This is a genomic window from Pelagibius sp. Alg239-R121 (genome assembly GCF_947331435.1).
In the GTDB taxonomy this organism is placed as follows: Bacteria; Pseudomonadota; Alphaproteobacteria; order Kiloniellales; family Kiloniellaceae; genus Denitrobaculum.
Map to the genome: position 1 here is coordinate 750,306 of NZ_CAMZOF010000001.1, position 20,436 is coordinate 770,741.

At 59.1% G+C, this 20,436-nt stretch carries 18 protein-coding genes; 5 read left to right on the forward strand and 13 right to left on the reverse strand.

Going from position 1 to position 20,436, the window contains the following annotated elements; genetic code table 11:
• Positions 1-122 precede the first annotated feature (122 nt).
• Together QMZ18_RS03240 and QMZ18_RS03245 are read left to right on the forward strand one after the other, a co-directional pair.
• Positions 123-1,466 (forward strand): adenylate/guanylate cyclase domain-containing protein, encoded by a 1,344-nt coding sequence (locus tag QMZ18_RS03240; RefSeq protein WP_282604788.1) that lies wholly within the window; start codon positions 123-125, stop codon positions 1,464-1,466.
• A gap of 504 nt (positions 1,467-1,970) precedes the next feature.
• Positions 1,971-2,783, forward strand: coding sequence for a hypothetical protein (locus QMZ18_RS03245; RefSeq protein WP_282604789.1), 813 nt, complete (start codon positions 1,971-1,973; stop codon positions 2,781-2,783).
• Positions 2,784-2,928: 145 nt separating this feature from the next.
• On the opposite strand, the gene QMZ18_RS03250 is transcribed toward QMZ18_RS03245, so the two are convergent.
• Positions 2,929-4,095, reverse strand: a complete 1,167-nt coding sequence (locus QMZ18_RS03250) for an MFS transporter (RefSeq protein ID WP_282604790.1) — start codon at positions 4,093-4,095, stop codon at positions 2,929-2,931.
• 144 nt (positions 4,096-4,239) lie between these two features.
• Between QMZ18_RS03250 and QMZ18_RS03255 the strand changes: the two genes are divergently transcribed.
• The 3 genes from QMZ18_RS03255 to QMZ18_RS03265 all read left to right on the forward strand — a co-directional run bounded on the left by QMZ18_RS03255 (position 4,240) and on the right by QMZ18_RS03265 (position 6,598).
• On the forward strand, positions 4,240-5,103 hold the full coding sequence (locus QMZ18_RS03255) for a LysR family transcriptional regulator (protein WP_282604791.1): 864 nt from the start codon (positions 4,240-4,242) through the stop codon (positions 5,101-5,103).
• 80 nt (positions 5,104-5,183) lie between these two features.
• Positions 5,184-5,978 carry a metallophosphoesterase gene (locus QMZ18_RS03260; protein ID WP_282604792.1) on the forward strand — a complete coding sequence of 265 codons (795 nt, stop codon included), beginning with the start codon at positions 5,184-5,186 and terminating at the stop codon, positions 5,976-5,978.
• Positions 5,975-6,598: a LysE family translocator gene (locus QMZ18_RS03265; RefSeq protein WP_282604793.1), complete on the forward strand. Its 624-nt coding sequence runs from the start codon at positions 5,975-5,977 to the stop codon at positions 6,596-6,598. Before QMZ18_RS03260 ends, QMZ18_RS03265 begins: the two co-directional genes overlap by 4 nt.
• Positions 6,599-6,795: 197 nt before the next feature.
• On the opposite strand, the gene QMZ18_RS03270 is transcribed toward QMZ18_RS03265, so the two are convergent.
• The 12 genes from QMZ18_RS03270 to QMZ18_RS03325 form a co-directional block, all read right to left on the reverse strand.
• Entirely contained in the window at positions 6,796-7,458 is a 663-nt protein-coding gene (locus QMZ18_RS03270) for a hypothetical protein (protein WP_282604794.1), read from the reverse strand.
• Between the two features lie 250 nt (positions 7,459-7,708).
• Entirely contained in the window at positions 7,709-8,920 is a 1,212-nt protein-coding gene (locus QMZ18_RS03275) for an ABC transporter permease (RefSeq protein ID WP_282604795.1), read from the reverse strand.
• Positions 8,917-9,915, reverse strand: a complete 999-nt coding sequence (locus QMZ18_RS03280; RefSeq protein ID WP_282604796.1) for an ABC transporter permease — start codon at positions 9,913-9,915, stop codon at positions 8,917-8,919. Before QMZ18_RS03280 ends, QMZ18_RS03275 begins: the two co-directional genes overlap by 4 nt.
• 2 nt (positions 9,916-9,917) lie before the next feature.
• Positions 9,918-11,843, reverse strand: coding sequence for an ABC transporter ATP-binding protein (locus QMZ18_RS03285; RefSeq protein WP_282604797.1), 1,926 nt, complete (start codon positions 11,841-11,843; stop codon positions 9,918-9,920).
• A 168-nt stretch (positions 11,844-12,011) separates the two neighbouring features.
• Entirely contained in the window at positions 12,012-12,581 is a 570-nt protein-coding gene (locus QMZ18_RS03290; protein ID WP_282604798.1) for a hypothetical protein, read from the reverse strand.
• A complete protein-coding gene (locus tag QMZ18_RS03295) occupies positions 12,578-13,492 on the reverse strand; it encodes a polysaccharide deacetylase family protein (RefSeq protein WP_282604799.1) in 915 nt (304 codons plus the stop codon). Before QMZ18_RS03295 ends, QMZ18_RS03290 begins: the two co-directional genes overlap by 4 nt.
• Positions 13,489-14,673 (reverse strand): glycosyltransferase family protein, encoded by a 1,185-nt coding sequence (locus QMZ18_RS03300; RefSeq protein ID WP_282604800.1) that lies wholly within the window; start codon positions 14,671-14,673, stop codon positions 13,489-13,491. Before QMZ18_RS03300 ends, QMZ18_RS03295 begins: the two co-directional genes overlap by 4 nt.
• A 4-nt stretch (positions 14,674-14,677) precedes the next feature.
• Positions 14,678-15,268, reverse strand: a complete 591-nt coding sequence (locus QMZ18_RS03305) for a histidine phosphatase family protein (RefSeq protein ID WP_282604801.1) — start codon at positions 15,266-15,268, stop codon at positions 14,678-14,680.
• On the reverse strand, positions 15,265-16,497 hold the full coding sequence (locus QMZ18_RS03310; RefSeq protein WP_282604802.1) for a glycosyltransferase family protein: 1,233 nt from the start codon (positions 16,495-16,497) through the stop codon (positions 15,265-15,267). The genes QMZ18_RS03305 and QMZ18_RS03310 overlap by 4 nt, the downstream gene beginning before the upstream one ends.
• Positions 16,494-17,651, reverse strand: coding sequence for a glycosyltransferase family 4 protein (locus QMZ18_RS03315; RefSeq protein WP_282604803.1), 1,158 nt, complete (start codon positions 17,649-17,651; stop codon positions 16,494-16,496). Before QMZ18_RS03315 ends, QMZ18_RS03310 begins: the two co-directional genes overlap by 4 nt.
• Positions 17,651-18,931, reverse strand: a complete 1,281-nt coding sequence (locus QMZ18_RS03320; RefSeq protein ID WP_282604804.1) for a glycosyltransferase family 4 protein — start codon at positions 18,929-18,931, stop codon at positions 17,651-17,653. Before QMZ18_RS03320 ends, QMZ18_RS03315 begins: the two co-directional genes overlap by 1 nt.
• Before the next feature lie 22 nt (positions 18,932-18,953).
• A complete protein-coding gene (locus QMZ18_RS03325) occupies positions 18,954-20,198 on the reverse strand; it encodes a glycosyltransferase family protein (RefSeq protein ID WP_282604805.1) in 1,245 nt (414 codons plus the stop codon).
• Positions 20,199-20,436 lie beyond the last annotated feature (238 nt).

The window sequence follows — 20,436 nt, forward strand, 5'->3', positions numbered from 1 at the left end:
GACGTGAGTCGGCCGCTAACACTATGAAGAAGAGGCTGATTTACGTCTTCACGAATGCAGCGAAAAACGGTCAGACTCTCAACACAATAACAAGCGCGATTGCGGCGAAACGGGCAAGACATTTGGGCATTTTAGATTGGTTACGCAAATCCAGTGAACCGGTGCTGCCGGAACGCGTTAGCCAGGCGATCCGCGATCAGGAAGACGCGACCGAACGTCTGATCGGCTGGGTTCAGCTGACAGTCGTCGTGACCTTCGGCGGGCTCTACTTCGCGGCCCCCAAGGTTTTTTCCGAAGATGTTGATTTCGCACCGGTGCCCTGGGCGCTGGCGATTTACCTTGTTCTGACTGTGATCCGCATCGTCTGGGCGCATAAGACCCGACTGCCGTCCTGGTCGCTGGCCGTTTCAGTCTTTTTCGACATGACCTTGCTGATGGTGCTGATATGGAGCTTCCATCTGCAATACGAGCAGCCCGCGTCTTTTTATCTCAAGGCACCAACGCTGCTGTACGTCTTTATCTTCATTGCTTTGCGCGCGCTGCGTTTTGAGGCACGCTTCGTCCTCCTGGCGGGCATCGCCGCGGCTGCGGGCTGGGGGATTCTTATCCTCTATGTAATCAAGGTTGATCCGGTCGATACCATGATCACTCGGGATTACGTGCAATACATGACCTCCAACTCGATCCTGCTGGGGGCCGAGTTCGATAAGATCATCTCGATCCTGGTGGTCGCCGTGATTCTGGCGGTGGCACTGCGGCGGGGTCGGGCGCTTCTGGTGCGTTCAGTGAGCGAAGGCCTGGCAGCCAAGGAGCTATCCCGCTTTTTTGCCCCTGAAATCGCCGCCAAGATCACGGCTGCCGATCAAGGTGTTGCGGCCGGTACCGGTGAGATGCGGCAGGCGGCTATCGTCAATCTCGACATGCGCGGTTTTACCCGCATGGCCAGCCAGGAAGAACCGTCTGTTGTGATGGGCGTGCTTGCTGAGTACCAGCAACGCATGGTGCCGTTGATCCAGAGACACGGCGGCAGCATCGACAAGTTCATGGGTGACGGCATCATGGCGACCTTTGGTGCCTCAGCACCGTCCGAGACCTTCGCTGCCGATGCAATGCGCGCGTTGGACGACGTTGCGGCTGCCTCGATCCGCTGGCATTCCGAGCGCGAAGCTGCCGGCGAGTATTGCCCGGAAATCAATGGCTCGGTTGCCACCGGACAGATTCTGTTCGGCGCAGTCGGCGACGAGACCCGGCTCGAGTATACGGTGATCGGCGACGCGGTAAATCTCTCTGCAAAGCTGGAGAAATTCAACAAGAAGGCCGGTACACGCCTGATCGCCGATGCCGAAACTTATCATCTGGCATTGGAGCAGGGTTACGTTCCGACGAACGGCGACAAGCGCAGCTTGCCCGCCGCCGAGGTCGACGGTATCTCCCAGCCGCTCGATCTGGTTGTGGTTTCAGACTGAAGGTCTCTGACTGAAAGCCTAGTGCCGAACGCATGGATTTGAGAGCTTCGGACTGCTGCGGCTCAATTTCTACCAGATGGAGAATTCTCAAATAGCAACCAGGGCACTTTTGTGCACCGTTCGAGTCTTGGGCAAAGTTTGTCATTCCGAGCGTCTGATTGCTTATCTCCGAGTAAGAAAAGAGTGAGAATCAACCTAAAGATCATATAGTTGAAATGTAAAATACGTTCTAAGGGAATTCCGTCGAGAACGACCGTGCGCCACAGGTTTGCGGACGAAACAGGTCAAAGATCGTTGCGTCACTCGATAAAACAGGCGCCTATTCAAGCAGCATTATTTGACATGGAAATTAAACTTTAAATTGCTCATAAAGTGTGCTTTTTGCTTAATCTGCGCTGGCCTGAAAACAGATGTTTTTGTTTGTAAGGAATTGATAAACCCGAAGGTTTGGCGACGACAACGATGAGACACGGCGGTCGATGTGCATTTGAGGATTAAAAGACTATGCCCAATGATGACGTGATCAGCGCAGTGATCGAAGACCTGGTTGTCACCGCAGAAGTCGATGACGACGACGACGATGATGACGACCAATCGGAACGAAGAGGGAGCTGGCACCAGATCCAACAGGTTCAGCCCACGGCCAAGCCCAAGGCAAGCTCGACCCTCGGCACCAACCCGCGCAGAAGAGCCGCGATGCAAGTGGCGAAGGGCACGGCGAGGGTTGGCTTGACAGGAGCATCCATCGGCACGGGGGTCGCCACTGGCGCTACTATGGGATGGATGGCTGTCGCCACTGGCGCCACGCTCGCGGCAGGCCCGATTGGCATACTCGTCGCCAGCACGGCACTGACACTGACCTCTTCGGCCATTAATATCCGATCAGCTTACAAGACCCAACAGCATATCCGGGGGCTGGAGAGGATCCAGGCGAACTCGGGTTCGTTTGCCTGTTTTGGGGCCGCAGGTCCGAAACATACGGCCATCGCACACACGATCCTGCCCTATGTCATTGCGAAGAAGAAGAAGAAGGTGGTGCGCAAAAGCGCCAAAGCGATACCGATCATCGGGAGCACGATTGAAGGCGCTCGCTCCGGTATTAAGAGCCTGCACAAGAGAAGAATGGGAACCCGGGGGGTGGACCGGGAGCTTCATGCGGAAACACTGGCCAACCATCACTGCAACTCAGACTGCGGGATGACCGCGGCAATCATCGCGGAGCTCTTTTCTGTGGACATCGCGGACGCCGAAGCCGCCCGCCAATGCTCAATCCCTCAGCTCGCCGCGTTAATCGCAATCAAGTTCAAGTCTGTGTAGTTCCTATTCGAATTCCTGCGGTAATCCTGATGGTATCGATGTTTCTGAGGAGAGTGGCCGTTCTAAATCGAAGCGATCAGGACCGATTGCTCCTTTGATCAATTCTCGTTTGCTGCCGGTCCGTTTCCAGCAAGTTCGGCAGGGATCAAGCCCGGTGGTGAATTGGTTCCAAAGGCCGGAAGAAGGCAGCTCCGCATAGGAGTGCGGCCAGATAGATGACAGCAATGATCATATAGAATCCCTCTGCACCGACGCTATCGATCGTTTGCCCGGCCAGGACCGGCGATATGATTGAAGCGACCGCGTAGACGGCAGCGAAGGCGGCGGTTGCGGCGGTCAGCGCTGCGCCGGAAAAACGATCACCGATCAGCGCGAGCCCCCCGGTATAAAGCCCGAAATTCGCGCCACCCCAAAAGAACATAAGGAGGGCGGTCGGCCAGAAGCCGAAGCGATTACCGAAGAACAGTAGGGCTGTGCTGCCAAGGGACACCAGGCAACATCCCAGAACCGTCTGCCGCCGGCCAAAGTGGTCCAGGGCTATTCCCACTGCGGGCTGACCGACCAGAAGTCCGATATGGAAAATTGTTACGAACATTACGCCTGTTTCGATCGGATAGGACTGATCCAGCGCTATGACGGGGAGCAGGCTGATGACCACGGCATCGATGGCTGACGCCACAAACAGAAAACCAAAGGCAAAGGGAAAGGCAATGACCGCAGGTAGTATTCGCGTGACAGAGGTTGGACGGATGGCGCAGTCGACCGCTGTACGCACGAACCCGAGCGGCAGGATCGCGCAGAGTGTTGCGAAGGCGCAGATCAGCAACAGCAGGAGGGGCGTATCGGGCGTGACCGCCACGACCGCGGGTCCGATGACGAACCCGAACGCGACTGCCGCCGAATAAACACCCATGATGCGTCCGCGCCGGGCCGGCTCCGCAAAGACGTTCAGCGCGGTTTCCGCAACGACAAACAGCATATTCGCGCCGCAACCAAGTAGAAATCGTGCGGCGAAGAGGGCCCAGAAATCGCGGACAATTGCCAGAATCACGAGCGAGCCCGCCATCAAAATCACGCCGGAAAGCGCAGTGAACCCGGCCCCGAACTGCCTGCCTAAAATCGGCACCACGACAACGCCGGACAAAAGCCCGAGACCGGTGGCCGCTGCATTGATACCGTTCCAGACCGCAGGCACGTCCGCGGAAAGCAGGACTCCAAGCAGCGGATAGGTTGTCCCCATTGCCAAGCCATAGATCAGCACGCCCGAGATCAGGGCCGCAATTATCCGTCCGTTCGTCTGAATCTCTTGCATCTTCGCTCGCACGCGGTTTGTGATCACCAGGGTCGAAATTCGGTGAGAGCATCTATAAAAGACAATCCAACTTGTGCTCAAACGACATTCTTTGGTTCAAGCGAAGCTTTTTGTTATACTCAACACATGCGTAAGCTCCCGAATTTGAACGCGATTCGAGCCTTCGACGCTGCCGCCCGGCATGGCAGCTTCGCGCAGGCGGCGGACGAGCTTGGTGTCAGTCATGCCGCCGTCAGCCGTCACGTGCGCAACCTGGAGGCTGAACTGGGCGTCGCCCTGTTCGAGCGGTATGCCCGCCATATTGTTCTGACGGGCGAAGGCAGTTTGTTTGCCCGCACGGCTGCAGATTCGTTGAATGGTCTCGAGATCGGCACCGGGCGGCTTAGACGCGGTGGCGGCCGCGGGACTGTTGTCCTCGATATCGAGTCCGATCTCGCGACCCGATGGCTGATGCCTCTTTTAACCGATGAGACGCTGACCGCGCTTAACATCAATCTCGATGTGCGAATCCGGCCCGATCCGCCACGCAGCGTGCTGGGCGATGCGGATCTCGCCATCACCTGGGGCGCGGCCTCCTGTACCGGTTTTAAGGCGACGCCGTTCCTGGACTTCGAAGCCTTTCCGATTGCGGCGCCCTCGCTGCTGGCCGCTGGTCCCGATCCTGGGGACCGCGCGTTTTTCACATCGCACCGCTTGATCCACGAACGCGGCATCTACTGGTGGCGCCGCTATTTCGACGCCATGGAGTTAAACTTTGATGACGCCGCCGCACATGTGTTTGTCAATCGTGCGCATCTCAGCATCGATGCCGCCGTGCGTGGTTTGGGATTGGCGATTGGGGACAATGTGATTTGCCGCGATCATCTCGCCTCTGGTGCGCTTATCCGGCTTCCCGGCCCCGTTTTGGCGAGCCGCGAGCACTATCATCTCCTGCTTCCCAGCACGGCCGCCCTTTCCGGGCCGGTCCGAAAAGTTGCCGACTGGCTTCTGGAACAGGCACGTTCCTGATTGAGCCGAACAGGAAAGCGAATTACCCTCTAACCAGTTGATCGGAATATGCTCTAAGCAAACGATCGGACCCTTTCTTCATGCCCCGCATTCTTCACCTCACCGATCTGCATCTGCGCCATCACCAGCCGGGCTCGGCGGAACCTGCAATTCGGCTCTCTCGTGCGATGCCTGAGATGCTCGAGCGTCTGGCGCTCAAGCTCCCGGACTTGGACATCGATGTGGTGGTGATCTCTGGCGACTTGCTGGATGTTCCGGACGAGGTGATCGTCAGCGGAAGCCCTGATGGTCGGGCTCACGAAGACTGGCTGGCCGAAGTCGAGCGGGATTTTGGCCTGATTCGGGGGTGGCTCAGCGATACCGGCATAGACTACGTCGTCTGCCCGGGAAATCATGACCATGAACCCCTGTTCCGCCGGATTTTTCCGGAGGCGGCGGATTTCGTCGATGCAGCAGGTATTCGGTTCTTCTGCTTTTGGGATGAACTCGGTTCAGACCGGCAACCGCGCCGGACTGCCGCAAGACGGGTCCTCTTTGAAGACGCGCTTACCTTACCGCAACATAATGTGCCGCAGATCCATGTGCAGCACTATACAATCGATCCACCGACGCTCTCGAACGGCGCGCACTACGAATACCTGGACGCGGCGGAGTTCAAGCGGCGAATAGATGCGTCGGGGCGTGTCAGGGCTGTTCTTTCAGGTCACTATCATCCCGGCATCCTGATACAGGACGGCGCGGTGCTTTACTCGGGCCCGCCCGCCTTCTGTGAGGCGCCGCATAGATTTCGGGTTTACGACCTTGCCGGCGATGGCGGTTTTCTGGTCGAAAATCATAGCGTGACCGATCCAATGAAAGAGAGCGGGAAGACATGATCGAGATATCCTGGATGTTCTTTATTGGCGCATCCCTGGCGGTGATCCTCGCACCCGGGCAGGACATGGTCCTGGTGATGTCTCGGGGGATGAGCCAGGGCGCAGCGGCAGGTATCGCCACGGGCGCAGGTGTTTCCGTCGGTCTGCTTTGCCATACGCTGCTGGCGGCGCTTGGTTTGGGAGCTCTCGTGGCCGCCTCCGAGTTGGCCTACAGCCTGCTCAAGTATGTTGGCGCCGCGTATCTGGTTTACTTGGGACTGCGGATGATTCTCTCGGGCGTGACCCGTCTCAATACACAAAGATCAAGCCAGGCATCGCTCGCCAGACTCTTTTACCAAGGGGCCTTCTCCAATCTTTCCAACCCCAAGATCGCTTTGTTCTATTTCGCTTTTCTTCCTCAGTTTGTGCCGGAGTCGGCGCAAAACCCAACACAGGTGATCTTTCTGCTAGGTGTTACCTTTGCAGTGCTGACTTTCATCATCAAGGTGCCGGTGGGTTACTTCTCGGGAACGCTTTCGAACTGGTTTCGCCGTCACCCAAAGGCCTTGGCCTGGGTCTACCGTTCAAGCGGAGCCGTATTGATCGGTCTCGGTGCACGCCTCGCAATCGAAGAACGCTGACGTTTGGTTCAAACCTGTAACCGTCAGTTGTGTCTTAACAAGGTGTGTTCTTCTCGACTTGAATCAATAGTTCTCGCGGAATTGAGAATCTGGCCCGCGTCACTGTGCGGCATTTGCTCCAAGAAAACGATATTGATCAGTTAAGTCGTTCCAGACGATTTAGGACCGTCTCCTCTCGACGGAACCGCCTGCGACGATCAAAAGTCGAGCCCACCGAAGAAATCTTCTTCGTCATCGCTTTCTACCTCCGGGCGATTCTTCCTATTCAGTATTGCTTGCTGTTTCAGGACAATCAGGTTTGAAAATCTTTTGATGAGCCATGCAGGCCAGGAATCGCCAGGTTTCTCGTCCCCTTTGGCACTATCGCGCGTATGAATGTAGAGCATGAATACATCATTAGGACTCAACCAAAAACAGTTGTCGTCCAACCTCTGTATTCCAAAAGTATCTGCGATCCTGTACCACTCGACAACGACATGGGGACCTTCGATGTGCCCGTGCCAAAGTACATTATCGCGTGGCGTTGTGATGTCGATGTGACAGGCTACTTCGCAATCTCTGCCGTCCGGCAGTTTGAATCCGATCGTACCGTGCTTCTCCGACGAATAAGCGTTGCGGCCCCAGTACTCGATAATCGATTTGCAGATATGAACATTGTAGCGCACGTCGTAGTGCTGCTTGCCAAGACCACCACACATGACTGAACCGAGGGGATTGCTTCGCGTCCCTTTCTCATTTGTTGCCTTGTTGGGACCTGGATTATTTAAAAACATAGCCGCCTGCTCGGCTTGTCGTGCTTTTAACGCAGTGGCCTGAACTTCGGCTTTTGTTACTGTTGGAAAGCGCCCACCTCTACCCATGGTTTACCCTCCTTCCAATTCTCGACGCGTCACGAGGGGCTTTCTGAAATAGTATCCGCTTGTTGGCAGCAATCCAACCTGACAATCTTCAATTTAAGGTAGCGTGACCGGAGCTCCATTGCTTTGCGATTAGCTTTTCCACGGGGTCAGAACGAGGTTAACGCCATTCTTTCCCCGCCGCGTGCGGGATGGTCGCCAAGTGACGTCAGGCCGTCATGGGCTGGCTTCACTTAGTCGACAGAAACGCCAGTCACTTATAGGGATCCGCTGCGTCGCGCAGTCCGTCGCCGAGGAAGTTGAAGGCCAGGATGACGAAAATCACGGGTTGGACCGGCAGCATCAGCCAGGGATAGAGCGCAACGACGTTGATGTTCTGCGCTTCGTTGAGCAGGACGCCCCAGGAGGTGATGGGCGGCCGCAGGCCGAGCCCCAGGAAGGAGAGGGCGGTTTCGCCCAGGATCATGGTTGGGATGGCGAGGGTGGCCGAGGCGATCAGGTGGCTGGCGAAACTGGGCAGCAGATGCCGTCCGATGACCCGTGAGGGGGACGCGCCCATCAGTTGGGCCGCGGTGCAGAAATCCTCCTCTCGCAGGCTGAGCAGCTTGGAGCGCACGGCACGGGCCAATCCGGGCCAGTCCAGCAGGCCGAGGATGACCGAAATCCCGAAAAACACGCCGATCGGGCTCCAACTGACCGGCAGCAAGGCCGAGAGTGTCATGAACAATGGGAGTTCCGGGAAGGACTTGAAAATTTCAATGGCACGCTGGATTACGTTATCCACCCAGCCACCATAATAACCCGCGATTCCGCCTATTATGGTGCCGAGAACAAAACTGATCGCTACACCGATCAGGCCGATGGTCAGAGAGATTCGCGAACCGTAAAAAATCCGGCTGAGCAGATCCCGCCCCAGGCGGTCGGTGCCCCAGAAAAAGGCGGTGCCGTCTTCGGCCGCGCAGACCAGGTGGAAATTGCCCTCGATCAGGCCCCAGAAGCGATAGCTTTCTCCGCCACAGAAGAATCTCAGCTTGTCGACTTTCTCCGGGTTCGGCGTGTATTCGCGCCGCAGGTTCTCCATGTTGAGATTGTAATCGTAGCCGTAGACGAAGGGTCCGACGAACTCGCCTTCATGGAACAGATGGACGGATTGCGGCGGGGCGTGGATGTAGTCGATGTGACGGCTGTTCAGGCTGTAAGGGGCGACGACTTCGCAGATCGCGGCCACAAAATACATCAGAAGCAGCACAATGCCTGAATAGACGGCCAGCCGGTGCCGTTTGAACTTCCACCACATGATTTGCCACTGGGAGGCCAGATAGTAGCGTTCCTGTTCCGGCGTGAGGGCTGAAACGGAGAGAGGGTCAAAGGGCGCGGGATTGACGAAGTGGCCAGAGCTTTCTTGTGGTGAAGCAGCGTCCTGGGTCGAACCGGGGCCTTGAGGAGGCAGGGTCTGATCGGTCATTTCGTGGCACCTCCGCCGAGCCGGATTCGGGGGTCGAGAACCGCGAGTGCGAGATCCGAGAGAAACACGCCGACGACAACGAGGCCGGCCTCAAACATCAGAAAGGATCCTGCGAGGAACATGTCCTGACTCTGCAGTGCGCGGACCAGCATCGGACCCGTGGTCTCCAGACTGAGCACCACCGAGACAAGAACGGCGCCGGAGATAAGTTGCGGCAGGACGTTGCCGATGTCCGCGATAAAGGGGTTGATGGCCATGCGCAGCGGATACTTCAGCAGCACCTTCAGGGGTGAAAGGCCTTTGGCGCGGGCCGTTACCACATACTGCTTCTGCAACTCGTCGAGCAGATTGGCCCGCAAGCGCCGGATCATGGCGGCCGTGCCAGAGGTGCCGATAACGATGACCGGGATCCAAAGATGCTCCAGTACCGACTTCACTTTGTCCCAGGTCCAGGGGTGATCGATGTACTGCGGGTCCATCAGGCCGCCAATCGAAGTTCCGAACCAGAGATTGGCGAAGTAGAGCAATACTAGTGCCAGCAGGAAGTTGGGGGTTGCCAAGCCCAGAAAGCCGACGAAGGTCAGGACATAATCGCCCACACTGTACTGCCGTACCGCCGAATAGATGCCGATTGGAAAGGCGACGGCGTAGGTAAAGAGGATGGTCGAAAGCGCAACGATGAAGGTCAGCCACAGGCGGTCGCCGATCACTTCGTTGACCGGCAGCTGATGCTCGAAGGAAAAACCCAGGTCTCCCTGCAGCAAGCCAAACACCCAAACTGCGTACTGCTCCAGGAACGGCTTGTCCAAGCCGTACTCCCGGCGCAGATACTCGATCTTCTCCTGATCGACGGCTTCGCCCTGGGCCTGCATCTCGGCGATTTCCGTCTCCAGGAAGTCGCCGGGCGGCAGCTGAATGATGACGAAGATGATGAAACTGATCGCCAGCAGTGTCGGGATCATGGTGAGGATGCGTCGGACGGTATAACCCAGCATGATTATGCCCCCCCCGCCGCACTGCGCAGTTCATTGTCGGCCGCCGGCTGGGCCCGAACGAAGTGGCCGCCGCCCAGATCGACCATGTCCATCTCGGTATGGCCGTCGATGGTAAAGGGATAGGGCCAGGTCTCGGGGTTTGACGCCCGGCCTTCCATGAGCGCACTCAGATCGAGCCGGTGCGCCGGATCGGGCTCGGGAACCGCGGAGAGCAAAGCCTGGGTATAGGGATGGGTCGGATTGCGGAACAGCAGCTCTCTGGGCGCCAGCTCGACCAGCCGGCCCCGGCACATGACGGCAATCCGGTCGGCGATGTAATCCACCACGGCGAGGTTGTGGCTGATGAAGATGTAGGTCAGGCCGAGAGAGGCCTGCAGATCCTTCAGCAGGTTTAGAACCTGGGCCTGGATGGAAACGTCGAGCGCCGATACCGGCTCATCGCAGATCAAAAGGTCGGGTTTCAGGGCGAGCGCGCGGGCGATGCCGATGCGCTGGCGCTGGCCGCCCGAAAAGCTGTGGGGGTACCGTTGCAGGTAGCGTACATCGAGGCCGACGACGCGCATCAATTCCTTGACCAGTTCGGCGCGCTCGGACGGATTGGTCATACCGTGGATGATCAGGGGCTCGCTGATCAGCTCGAATACGGTCATGCGCGGGTTCAGGGAGGAAAAGGGGTCCTGAAACACGAACTGGATCCGGGTGCGGAAATCGATCAGGTCCTTTCCCTGGAGGCCGAGCACGTCGGTGCGTTTTCCCCGGTCGTTGAAAGTGATCGCGCCATTGTCCGGCGAGGCCGCCCGCATGATGATCTTGGAGAGCGTGGTCTTGCCGCAACCGCTTTCGCCCACCAGACCCAGGCATTCGCCGCGTTTGACCTCAAAGCTGACATCGTCGACGGCCAGGACTTTGGCTTCTTCGCTGGACGTGAAAAAACCGCCTTTGCGCGTGTTGTAGGTCTTGGTGATGTGGTCGACCTTCAACAACGGCGGTTCGTTGGCGTCTTCCGGCCAGGGCTTCATGCCTTCGCCCAGATTGATGCCGCTGTCATGCGAGATTTCGCGGATCGGCTGGAGGCGCTCGCCCGGCTTCATGTCGAAGCGCGGAACGGCATGCAGCAAGGCCTTGAGATAGGGATGACGCGGATCGCCGTAAATGTCGGCTAGATCGCCACGCTCCATGACCTCGCCGTGATACATCACCACGACCTCGTCTGCGACATTGGCAACCACGCCCAGGTCGTGGGTGATCATCAACACCGACATGTCGAGTTCGCTCTGCAGATCCTTGATCAACTTGAGAATCTGGGCCTGGATTGTGACGTCAAGGGCGGTTGTGGGCTCATCGGCGATCAAGAGTGCCGGACGGCAGACGAGAGCCATCGCGATGACGGCACGCTGCCGCAGGCCGCCGGACAGCTCGAACGGATAGGTATCGTAGGCGCGGACAGGGTTTGGAAAGCCGACCAGCCGCAGGATATCGATGACCATCTCGCGCCCCTGCGTGCCGCTGACCTTCTGGTGAAGGTGCAGGGCCTCGCCGATTTGGTTGCCAACCGTGTGGACGGCTGACAGCGACGTCATGGGTTCCTGGAAAACAATGGAGATCCGGCTGCCGCGGATGTCGCGCATGGCGGCTGAGTTGGGGGCCAGCGCCGCAATATCTGTGACCGCGCCGCCCTGTGCGGGATCGGCGAAGAGAATCTGACCGCCTTCGATATTTGCGGATTTGGGGAGAATTCCCATGATTGCCTGGCTGACGACGGATTTTCCCGAACCTGACTCACCGACGAGTGCGACTGTCGACCCACGGGCAATACGGAAGGAAACCCCGCGCACGGCTTCCAGCTTGCCTTCGGGCAAAGTGAAGGCAATTCTCAGGTTTTCGACACGCAGAAGATCGTCTTGCGATGCCTGGTCTCGGTCACTCAACGCTAAATTCCCCCATTTCCGCTAAAGCGCGATCACTCCTGATTGAGACGATCGAACTCCCGTTCTCCCAGACCGAAATACCCCAAAACCAAATCTGCTGGCGCAGACTATCCGAACTCAACCCTGCCGTCACTTCATGCCCTTGTTATTTCGCGTGAGCCCCTGGCGTTATGCCTCGAATTCTTCTCTGGATTCCGCATCGATATCGATGCCCATCGTTAGTAAGTTACCGGCCGTTGCCGGGTCGATCCCAAGATTTACGGCGCGGGCAGCCTGTGCAGCCTTTGTCGTGATTGCCGTGAAGCCCTCGAGCGAGGATTCGAAAGACATCGAAGTTTTCCGTTCTGCAACGCTGGAAAGTGTGAGTTGCATGAAGCCCCCGCCACCCGTGCCGACACCTTCCTTATGATGATTACGCCGCGTGCCGAAGTAGCGTAGCTTGACCTCGGTCAGCTCCGGCCAAGCCAGATAACGCGAGAAATGGCCGTTGGGAGACTGACTGCTGGCGGGTCTTATCTGCGTCGCGATTCCCTGGTTATCAAGCGATACCTCCAGATACTGACGCTTCAGTGTGCGTAGGGCGAACACGGCAAAGAGGATCGTCAGGGCCCAGAATATCAGAGTCACGAACCAAGGGAGAGGACCTGAGAGAAGCACACCCAGAGTCACAATCAATCCTGCCGCGGCTCTCAAGTAGTCACCGATGACCGATTTAACGGGGTAACGATAGACGGTCACGCCTTGCCTTTCCTCGCCGGCTTCTGCTTTTTCACCCCGTCGGCGACCGGAAGGTTCCGTTCCGGCGCGTCAGCTGCACTGTTCCTTGCGGGGTCTGGCGCCCCATCGTTGTTATCAGCATGTGAAAATGCTTCGGAAGGTGCAAGTAACTTAGTTGCGGGATGCAGACTCAAGAACTCCAGAAGTTTGTCCAAAAAGTCCCAGCTGGCACTATCGTGGACCAAGTGATGGGTCAGGATCCCGGTGGCTTCCAGGCTGCAGTGAGCGCTATCCGTTCGCGCGAAAGCCGCGCGTCGTGCGTGAAGATGATCGCACAGCAGTGCCAGGGCTTCGGTTTCGCCCAGAAAACCGCGCTCGGGCTTCCAGCGTAGCAGATCCGCATGGGTATTGACCTGCAGAAGCCCCGGAGCCGGGAACGTCTGTTTGCGGGCTTTGTAGGTCGAGAGCCCGGTAAAGCCGCCGTCCCGCAGGCGCGGGACCAGTTCCGGCGTAATCCGGTTCCAGGGCGGCACCAAAACCGGCAACATCCTTTCACCGAAGAGAGTCTGTAGGCGATGACGTCCCGCAGTTAGTTGCTCGATGGTTTCTTCGATCGACGCTGCAGCGCTCAATTCAGTCTTCTTTTCGCCTTCAGGCGCGGTGTTTCGATGGGCAATGCCGTGCTGCAAAACGGAGATTTCGGCGGTTTCGGCCCCCGTCCAATCCGCCAGATACTTGGCCAGCGCCGTTTCGCATTGTTCCGGGATGACGGCCAGCGCCAGTCCTGCGGAATGCTTCAGCGAAAGCGCCAGCAGGCGCTCCAGAGCAGCGCTTGGCGCCACGGCGTCATCGTCGCGCCACCAGAAGGTCGCATTCAGGCCGGCCTGCTGCCAGGCCCCCAGTTCCTGCCTGAGACCGTCCCATCCGGTCATAGTGGGCTCCCAGCGGACTGCTTCTGCGCCGCTGCACGGACAAGCGCCGCGCTCCGTTCAGCACCGGAGGTATCGAGGTGATGGAGAAGATCTGCGGGATCACTCGCCAACAAAGCGTCCTCGATGCCGGCGGCCAGGCTCTCGGCGTTCAGGCGGTCTTCCCTAATCACGGTGGCGACGCCGCGCTCGGCCAGCAGTTGAGCCCTGAGCGCCTGTTCGGTCTGTTGCGTGGCTGCAAAGGGAACCAGGACGGCAGGGACGGAGGTCGCCAATATATCCATCACCGTATTGTAGCCGGCCTGGCTGATGGAAAGCCGCGCGTGTGACAGCAGTTCCGTGAAGTCGGGACGGGCGCGTTCGAGAACTACACCCTCGCTACAGTGGCTCTGGAGTCTGTTAAAGGTCTCTTCGGCTAAATTCGGGCCCGCCAGCAGGCGCCAAGGCACGCCCGAGAGCGACGTCATGGGACGTGCCGCCAGTGCGGCTTCGATGAGAGGCGCGGCAACGGCCCCGCCGCCTGCAGAGACAATGACCTCGCCATCATGACGCTGTCGGCTGGGGAGGGCGTTGGGTGCGGCCTCAAGCACGTAACCGGTGTAGCGAATCTTGTCCCGAAAGCTTTCGATGGCGGGGAAAGAGCGTTCGAGCGGCACGAATTCAGGATCGCCGTGCACCAGAACCTGATCGAAGTAGTCTTCGACAGCCTTGATGATCCACTCGGTCTTGCCCGGTTTCTTGTGGGTGGTCAGCACGTCACGTAAGGAACAGATGATCTGCGGTCGTCTGGCTGACGCTTTGGCGGCATCGAGCAGCGGCATCAGTTCGAAGCGCATCTGGCGTCGGCCGAAAGGGAACATTTCAAAGAGCAGAACCCGTGGTTTGTGTTTCGCCAGGAGTTCGAGCAGGATGTCCCGCCGTGCCGCTTTGCCCCGATCGTCAAGTTCGCGTCCCGTCTCGTCCACCAATGTGCTGAAACTCTCATCCAGCGTGCGCAACGGCGGCAGCTGTACGAATTCACAGCCACCGACATCGGTTTCGGGCACCGGAAGTCCGCCAGAGACAAAGACTACCCGCAGTCCGGCCCGGTCCATGGCGCGGGCCAGGATGCAGGCCCGACGCAGGTGCCCGATGCCCAGCAGGTGCTGGACGTAGAACAGGACATCGGCGGCTTCGGTCGGCATGGAGTTACCTGGTTGTCAGCGGGATGTTGAGGCTTTCCACCACTGCCGTACCGTCAGGCGACAGGCGGAAGGCATGGCAGCAGTCGTTCAGAAGCTTGGTTGGCGGCTTTCCGGTCATATCCCAGCCGCTCGCGAGCGAATAGAGTGCGCGGATGATGCCCTTGTGGCTGATGGCGGTGGTCGGCTCCCCTTTCTCGCCCAATTCGCTGAGCAGGGGCTTGAGCCGGATTTGCAGATCGCGCGGACTTTCACCTCCGGGCGGCTGCAGGTCCAGTCCCTTGGCCTCGTTCTGAACCATTTTGTCGCCCAGTTCCCGGCGGAGGTCGGTGAGGCGCCAGCCTTCCCATTGCCCCCAATGCATCTCCCGCAGGCGCTCGTCGATCTGAGCATCCGGATGCTCCAGCAGGGCGGCGGTCTCGCGGGCCCGCAGCAGGGGACTGGTCAGCCAGCGGCTGGCGCGCGCTTCATCTGGCAGGCGCCAACCTGGTATATCCACGCGTGCCGTCTCTGAAAGACCGATGTCGCTTTGCCCCTGAATCCGGCCTTCCGCGTTCCAAGAGGTCACGCCGTGGCGAAGGATGAAGAGCAGGGTCATGGCGCCCTGCCTTCGGTTTGACCGTTTTCATGATCTGAAAGCAGGCTTTCGATCCGCTTTGCGGTGTTTCGGGCGCCGTCGGTGTCCAGCTTGAGGCGGCTTGTGCCGCTCCGGCCGAATTCCGCCGCGATGGCCTGGAGCAGGCTGTCGGCGGTCAGATCCTGTTCTTCGACGAGCGTGAGGGCGTCACGACCGGCAAATAACCTTGCACGCAGGGTCTGCTCGGTCTCAAGGCCGCCTGAATAGGGCACGATGACCCTTGGGCACCCGGCGCGCAGCACCTCCATGACGGTGTTGTAGCCGCCCTGACTGATCGAAAGGCGACAGTTGGGCAGCAGTGACGTGAAATCGGGGCGGGAGCGCTGGACCATCACGTTGTCGCGGGCTTGCGCCTTGAAGGCCTGAAAATCAACTTCCGGCAGGCTATGACCGATGAGGATCCGCCAGCGGCAGTCTTTCAGGTGTGCCAGCGCCGGCGGCAGTCTCTGGCTTGCGGCCAGGGCGGCGGTGACCAGGGCCTCGCTAACCGCGCCGCCGCCGGTCGAGACCAGGATTTCGTCGATCCCGTCGCTGGGATGCGGCGGTTTATCGACCGATTCATCAACAACGTAACCTGTATATACAACCTGGTCGGCAATTTCGTGTAAGGGCGGAAAAGTCTCGTCGAAGGGAATGAGATCGGGGTCGCCGTGGACCAGGGCGAAATCAAACACGCGCTGTATCCAGTCGATCATCTCAGCGATGCGCTCTCGTTTGGGCGGCTCCACCAGGATATCGCGCACCGACGACAGGATCAGGGGTCGGTGTGCCGCGGCGTGGGCGGATTCCAGCAGGGGCCGAAGTTCAAAGCGCATCTGACGGCGTCCGAAGGGGAACATCTCAATCAGCAGCGCCCGCGGCCGCTCCTGCTCAAAGACCGACAGGAGTTGGGCACGGCGTTCGGCTTTGAAGCCATCGTCGGCTTCCTGGCCCTGTTCATCGACCAGGCGGCGAAAATGAATGTCTTCGGCACGCAGAGGCGGCAGCTGGACGAACTTCGCGGAACCGGTGTTCAGCCCAGGCACTGACATGCCGCCGGAAACGAAGGTCACTTTCAGGCCTTGCCGCTCCATGGCCCGGGCAAGGGTTGCGGCGCGTTTTTGATGGCCAATCCCAAGCAGATGCTGGACATAGAAGAGCACATCGGTCCGCTGGGAATCATTCGTCAAACTGTTCTGCACCTGGCTCACAGCCTGATCTCCCCATGAGGCTTTGCCGCAAGTGCACGCTGCAGAATAGCGTCGAGGTCTTGGGAGGCGGCCGTAAGATCGTGCTCCATAGCGGCTTTCTGTGCTGCCGCTGACGCCATGCTTATTCGCCGTTCCGGCTGGTCGAGCAGGATTGCAACTGCCGACGCAATGGCATTCCCGTCTTCAGGTTGGGTCAAGAGACCCGTCACCCCATCCTCGACGATGGCGGGGACGCCGCCTGTTCTGGCCGCAACTACGGGAAGGCCGCTGGCCTGCGCTTCCAGCAATGCCATGCCATAAGCCTCATTGACGGCAGGCCAGACCAGAAGATCACTGGCAGCGTAGATTTCCCGCAGGGCCTCAGGGGGCTGTTCACCCAAGAACCGCAAACGCGCCGGATCGATCGAACCGAATGCCTGCTCGACGTCCTGTTTGGCCGGTCCGTCGCCCACGATTAAGATTTGCCAGGGGTGGTCCTGCAGCCCCGTCAGGGCCTTGCTCAGCAGCCGGTAGGAGGCCAGTTTGTCGCCCCGCCTCATCATTGCGACACTCAGCAGCCAGGGCTGATCCGGGTCCAGCTTGAATGTTGACGACAGCTTCCTTTTGGCCTCTTGGACTTCAGGCGCCTGTAAGCGAAGGCGGCTGATGTCCAGAAAAGGTTTAATGGGTTCCAGTGTTATGCCATCCGGCAGGCAGGCCGCATCGTGGGGATTGACGGTGATGACAGCGGCGCTTTGGGCCAGGGCATCCAGCGTGGCCTGATGTCCCAAGTCCCAGGGGCCGCCTGCACGCTTGTAGGCGACCGAGGCCTCGGCCACAAGATATGGGATATCGAGGCATTTGCAGACTTTGGGGCCGACCCAGTCCGGAGCCTTGTAGTAGAGATGATAGGTGAACCAGGCTTGCGGGCGCTGGCCCTCGGGCCTGGCGTCATAGCGCCGCAGAAGACGCTCGGCGAGGCCTTCGCCCAGCCGTTTCAGGCGGTTTTGGCGTGCGGGGTCGCCCTTGGCATCCCGGCTGCGCAGACGGGAAGCAAGCTCGACCCTATGTCCTGCCTGCTTGAAAGCTTCGAGAAACAGCTGGGCCATATGGCGATCGCCGGACGGCACCGGATGGTCGGGCGGCTTCATGGGTGCGTAGAAGGCGATACGCATTACTTTTGCTCAAAGCGCGATAGTAGGGCGTCGACGCCGCTTTGCATTGCGAATTCGCTTCTGACCCGCTGACAGCCTGCGGTCGCCAGCCTGTGCCTCCTGGCGGGATCAACGATCAAATTCCGAAGCGCCGCCGCCAGATCATCGGGGCTTTCGGGCGGGACCAGCAACCCGGTTTCACCGTCGCGGATCAATTCAGGAATGGCTGACACGGCCGTGGAAACGCAGGCGACCGCCTGGCTTTGAGCTTCCATCAGCACATTTGGCAGGCCGTCGCGGTCACCGTCGCTTCCGATCCGGCTGGCAAGCACGAAAAGATCCGCCTTGCGATAGTTTTCCAGCACGACTTCCTGCGGCTGGGCGCCGAGCCAGTCGATGCGCGTGTCGATACCGAGTTTCCGGCCGAGGGCACGCAGTTTGTCCGTCAGTTTTCCGCCGCCGATATGTACAAGGCGCCACTGCAGTTCCTTGGGCAGCTGTGCCAGGGCCGTCAGAAGGTCATTATAGCCCTTCTTTTCTACCGCCCGCCCCACCGAGAGCAGGATAACCGGATTTTCGGGATCGCTGCCGTCACCTTGCTTTGCGTTGCTGTCGTCATTGTCATTGCCCGCAGAGTCTGGTGTTGACGGATCAGGGGCGTGCGCAGCGTTAGGACCAAAGCGGGTCAGGTCCAGGCCATGATAAACAAGTCCGACCTTGTCGGGATCGGGGGCAAGTTCGGCGAGATGGTCCCGGCCGACCTCGGTGCAAGTCACCAGCCACTCCAAATCCGCCAGTTTCTCGCGCTTTTCCCACTCCGGCGTGGTCCAGATGTCCTTTGCATGAGCGGAAGCCGACCACGGCAAACCAGTCATGACAGCGGCATAGCGGGTGACCGAGGCGGGGGTATGCAGGAAATGGGCGTAAAGCTGCTTGATGCCTGCCGGCAATTCTGCGGCCAGCACGCAGGCCTGACCGAACCGGCGAATCCGATTTGGAGTGCGGTCCCGCAACAGATCGCGCAGGAAAATGCTGCGTGCCTTCCGGTAGCCCGGCAACTTGGCGGCTTTGCGCCAGGCCCGCCAGACGCGTGCGGGCTCGTCGTGCAGATATTCCGGCAGATAGGTGACTTCAGCCGTGATCTCGCGGTGGACCGGGTGAATCGACGTATCCGTCGGATGACGCAGCGAGAAGAAATGCAGGTGAAGGCCGCGTTGCTCCAGAGCCAATAGCTCCTGCGCGATGAACGTTTCCGACAGGCGCGGATAGCCTTTCAGAATGACGGCAATGCTGGGTGTCATGACTCGTGCTTTTGAACCGCGGTCAAGATCTGCCGGGCATGGCGGTCTCTTCGCCGCCGTCTTGAAGCGCTGTAAGGCCGGTCCGGCGCCGGGAGATCCATTGTTTGGTCAGCTTGACCACGTTGCGGCGACCGTCCAGCAGCCCTGGAACGACGGTTTCCGACGGCAGGCGCTGTTGAGGTAAATTGCGCAGGGCCGTCGCCATGGTCGTGGCATCTCTCTCGCCATCATCGCTCAGCATGGTGAGCAGGCCGAGGTCCTGTGCCCGGGACGCGCGGATGAACTGCTCCAGGCGCGGCTCGGTCCTTGGGACGATCAAAGCCCGTTTGTCGAAAGACAGAATTTCGCAAAATGTGTTGTAGCCACCCATGCCGACCACGGCCAAAGCCCGCTTTACGAAGGCTTCCAGTTGGGCATCGAAGGTGATGGCCTCCACATTGTCGAGCCGGTTTACCCGTTCAATGAACTCACTCTGCAGTTCCGACCCCATAAAGGGGCCCAGCACGATCAGGGCAGGATGCGGCAGATCGGGGTCGCTCTCGTAGGCGCGCAGAACCCAGTCGATGATGGCCTCGCCGTCACCGCCGCCGCCGACGGTGACCAGCAGAAAGGGCTCTTTGATCTTTTCCAGTTTGGGCTGTGGCGCGTCCTCCGTGGTGCTGCGCCGGAGATAGCCCGTATAGGTTACCTTGCGGTGAACCGATGGCGGCAGGTCGATGCCTTCCAGCGGGTCGCAGATCTGAGGCAGGCCGTAGATCCAGATATCGTCGTAGTAGTTGCGCAGAGCCGGCTCTACGCCTTTGCGCTCCCATTCCGGCGCCAGAAGATAGGGCTCGTCCATCACGTCGCGCAGGCCCAGCACGCAGGGCGTGCCGCGGGCTTTCAGCATCTCGAGGGTTGCTTTGACCTCGCCGCGCAGGCCCAGTGGCTCCTTGTCGACGATGAAGATGTCCGGATCGTAAACCTTGGCGGTATGTTCGATGATCGAGGACCGGATGGCCAGGGTGTCGCTGATGTCGATGCGCAGGCTCAGGGAGGTGTAATCCCCGTCGCGCAGTTTGATCACGCCCGGAATTCGCACGAAGTCGACACGCGAAGCGAAACCGTAATTCCCGATAATGGGTGAACCGGACAGAATCAGGACCGACAGATGGTCCTCGGCCTTGGCCAGCGTATGGGCGATTTCACGGCACCGCCTCAGATGTCCGAGCCCAAAGCTGTCGTGGCTATAGATTAAAACGCGCGTGTCGCGCTGGCTTTGGGCCATTAAGTGTTCTCTTCATTCCCTTCCGGCCTGGTTTTGCGGCCGGCCCGTCTCACCCGGGCGCGGATGATTGCACAGTATCGCTGTCTCAACCAGTGTGCAGAAGCAAATTTCAGCAATTAGCCGGTTACTGTCTCCAGCAAACCCGGGGCGTAACGTTTGTTCCCGCGGTGTTTACCGTCATTGGGTCATCGTTTATGGTCCAAAATTCTGGAAACCTGAGTCAGAACCGAAAGCAGTC

What these genes read in the sequence shown, in the direction of transcription:
- QMZ18_RS03300 (WP_282604800.1), bottom strand. Translation starts at nt 14,673, where the DNA reads ATGCCGACCGAAGCCGCCGATGTCCTGTTCTACGTCCAGCACCTGCTG.
- QMZ18_RS03280 (WP_282604796.1), bottom strand. Translation starts at nt 9,915, where the DNA reads ATGCTGGGTTATACCGTCCGACGCATCCTCACCATGATCCCGACACTG.
- QMZ18_RS03250 (WP_282604790.1), bottom strand. Translation starts at nt 4,095, where the DNA reads ATGCAAGAGATTCAGACGAACGGACGGATAATTGCGGCCCTGATCTCG.
- QMZ18_RS03265 (WP_282604793.1), top strand. Translation starts at nt 5,975, where the DNA reads ATGATCGAGATATCCTGGATGTTCTTTATTGGCGCATCCCTGGCGGTG.
- QMZ18_RS03325 (WP_282604805.1), bottom strand. Translation starts at nt 20,198, where the DNA reads ATGGCCCAAAGCCAGCGCGACACGCGCGTTTTAATCTATAGCCACGAC.
- QMZ18_RS03320 (WP_282604804.1), bottom strand. Translation starts at nt 18,931, where the DNA reads ATGACACCCAGCATTGCCGTCATTCTGAAAGGCTATCCGCGCCTGTCG.
- QMZ18_RS03245 (WP_282604789.1), top strand. Translation starts at nt 1,971, where the DNA reads ATGCCCAATGATGACGTGATCAGCGCAGTGATCGAAGACCTGGTTGTC.
- QMZ18_RS03270 (WP_282604794.1), bottom strand. Translation starts at nt 7,458, where the DNA reads ATGGGTAGAGGTGGGCGCTTTCCAACAGTAACAAAAGCCGAAGTTCAG.
- QMZ18_RS03275 (WP_282604795.1), bottom strand. Translation starts at nt 8,920, where the DNA reads ATGACCGATCAGACCCTGCCTCCTCAAGGCCCCGGTTCGACCCAGGAC.
- QMZ18_RS03295 (WP_282604799.1), bottom strand. Translation starts at nt 13,492, where the DNA reads ATGACCGGATGGGACGGTCTCAGGCAGGAACTGGGGGCCTGGCAGCAG.
- QMZ18_RS03315 (WP_282604803.1), bottom strand. Translation starts at nt 17,651, where the DNA reads ATGCGTATCGCCTTCTACGCACCCATGAAGCCGCCCGACCATCCGGTG.
- QMZ18_RS03260 (WP_282604792.1), top strand. Translation starts at nt 5,184, where the DNA reads ATGCCCCGCATTCTTCACCTCACCGATCTGCATCTGCGCCATCACCAG.
- QMZ18_RS03305 (WP_282604801.1), bottom strand. Translation starts at nt 15,268, where the DNA reads ATGACCCTGCTCTTCATCCTTCGCCACGGCGTGACCTCTTGGAACGCG.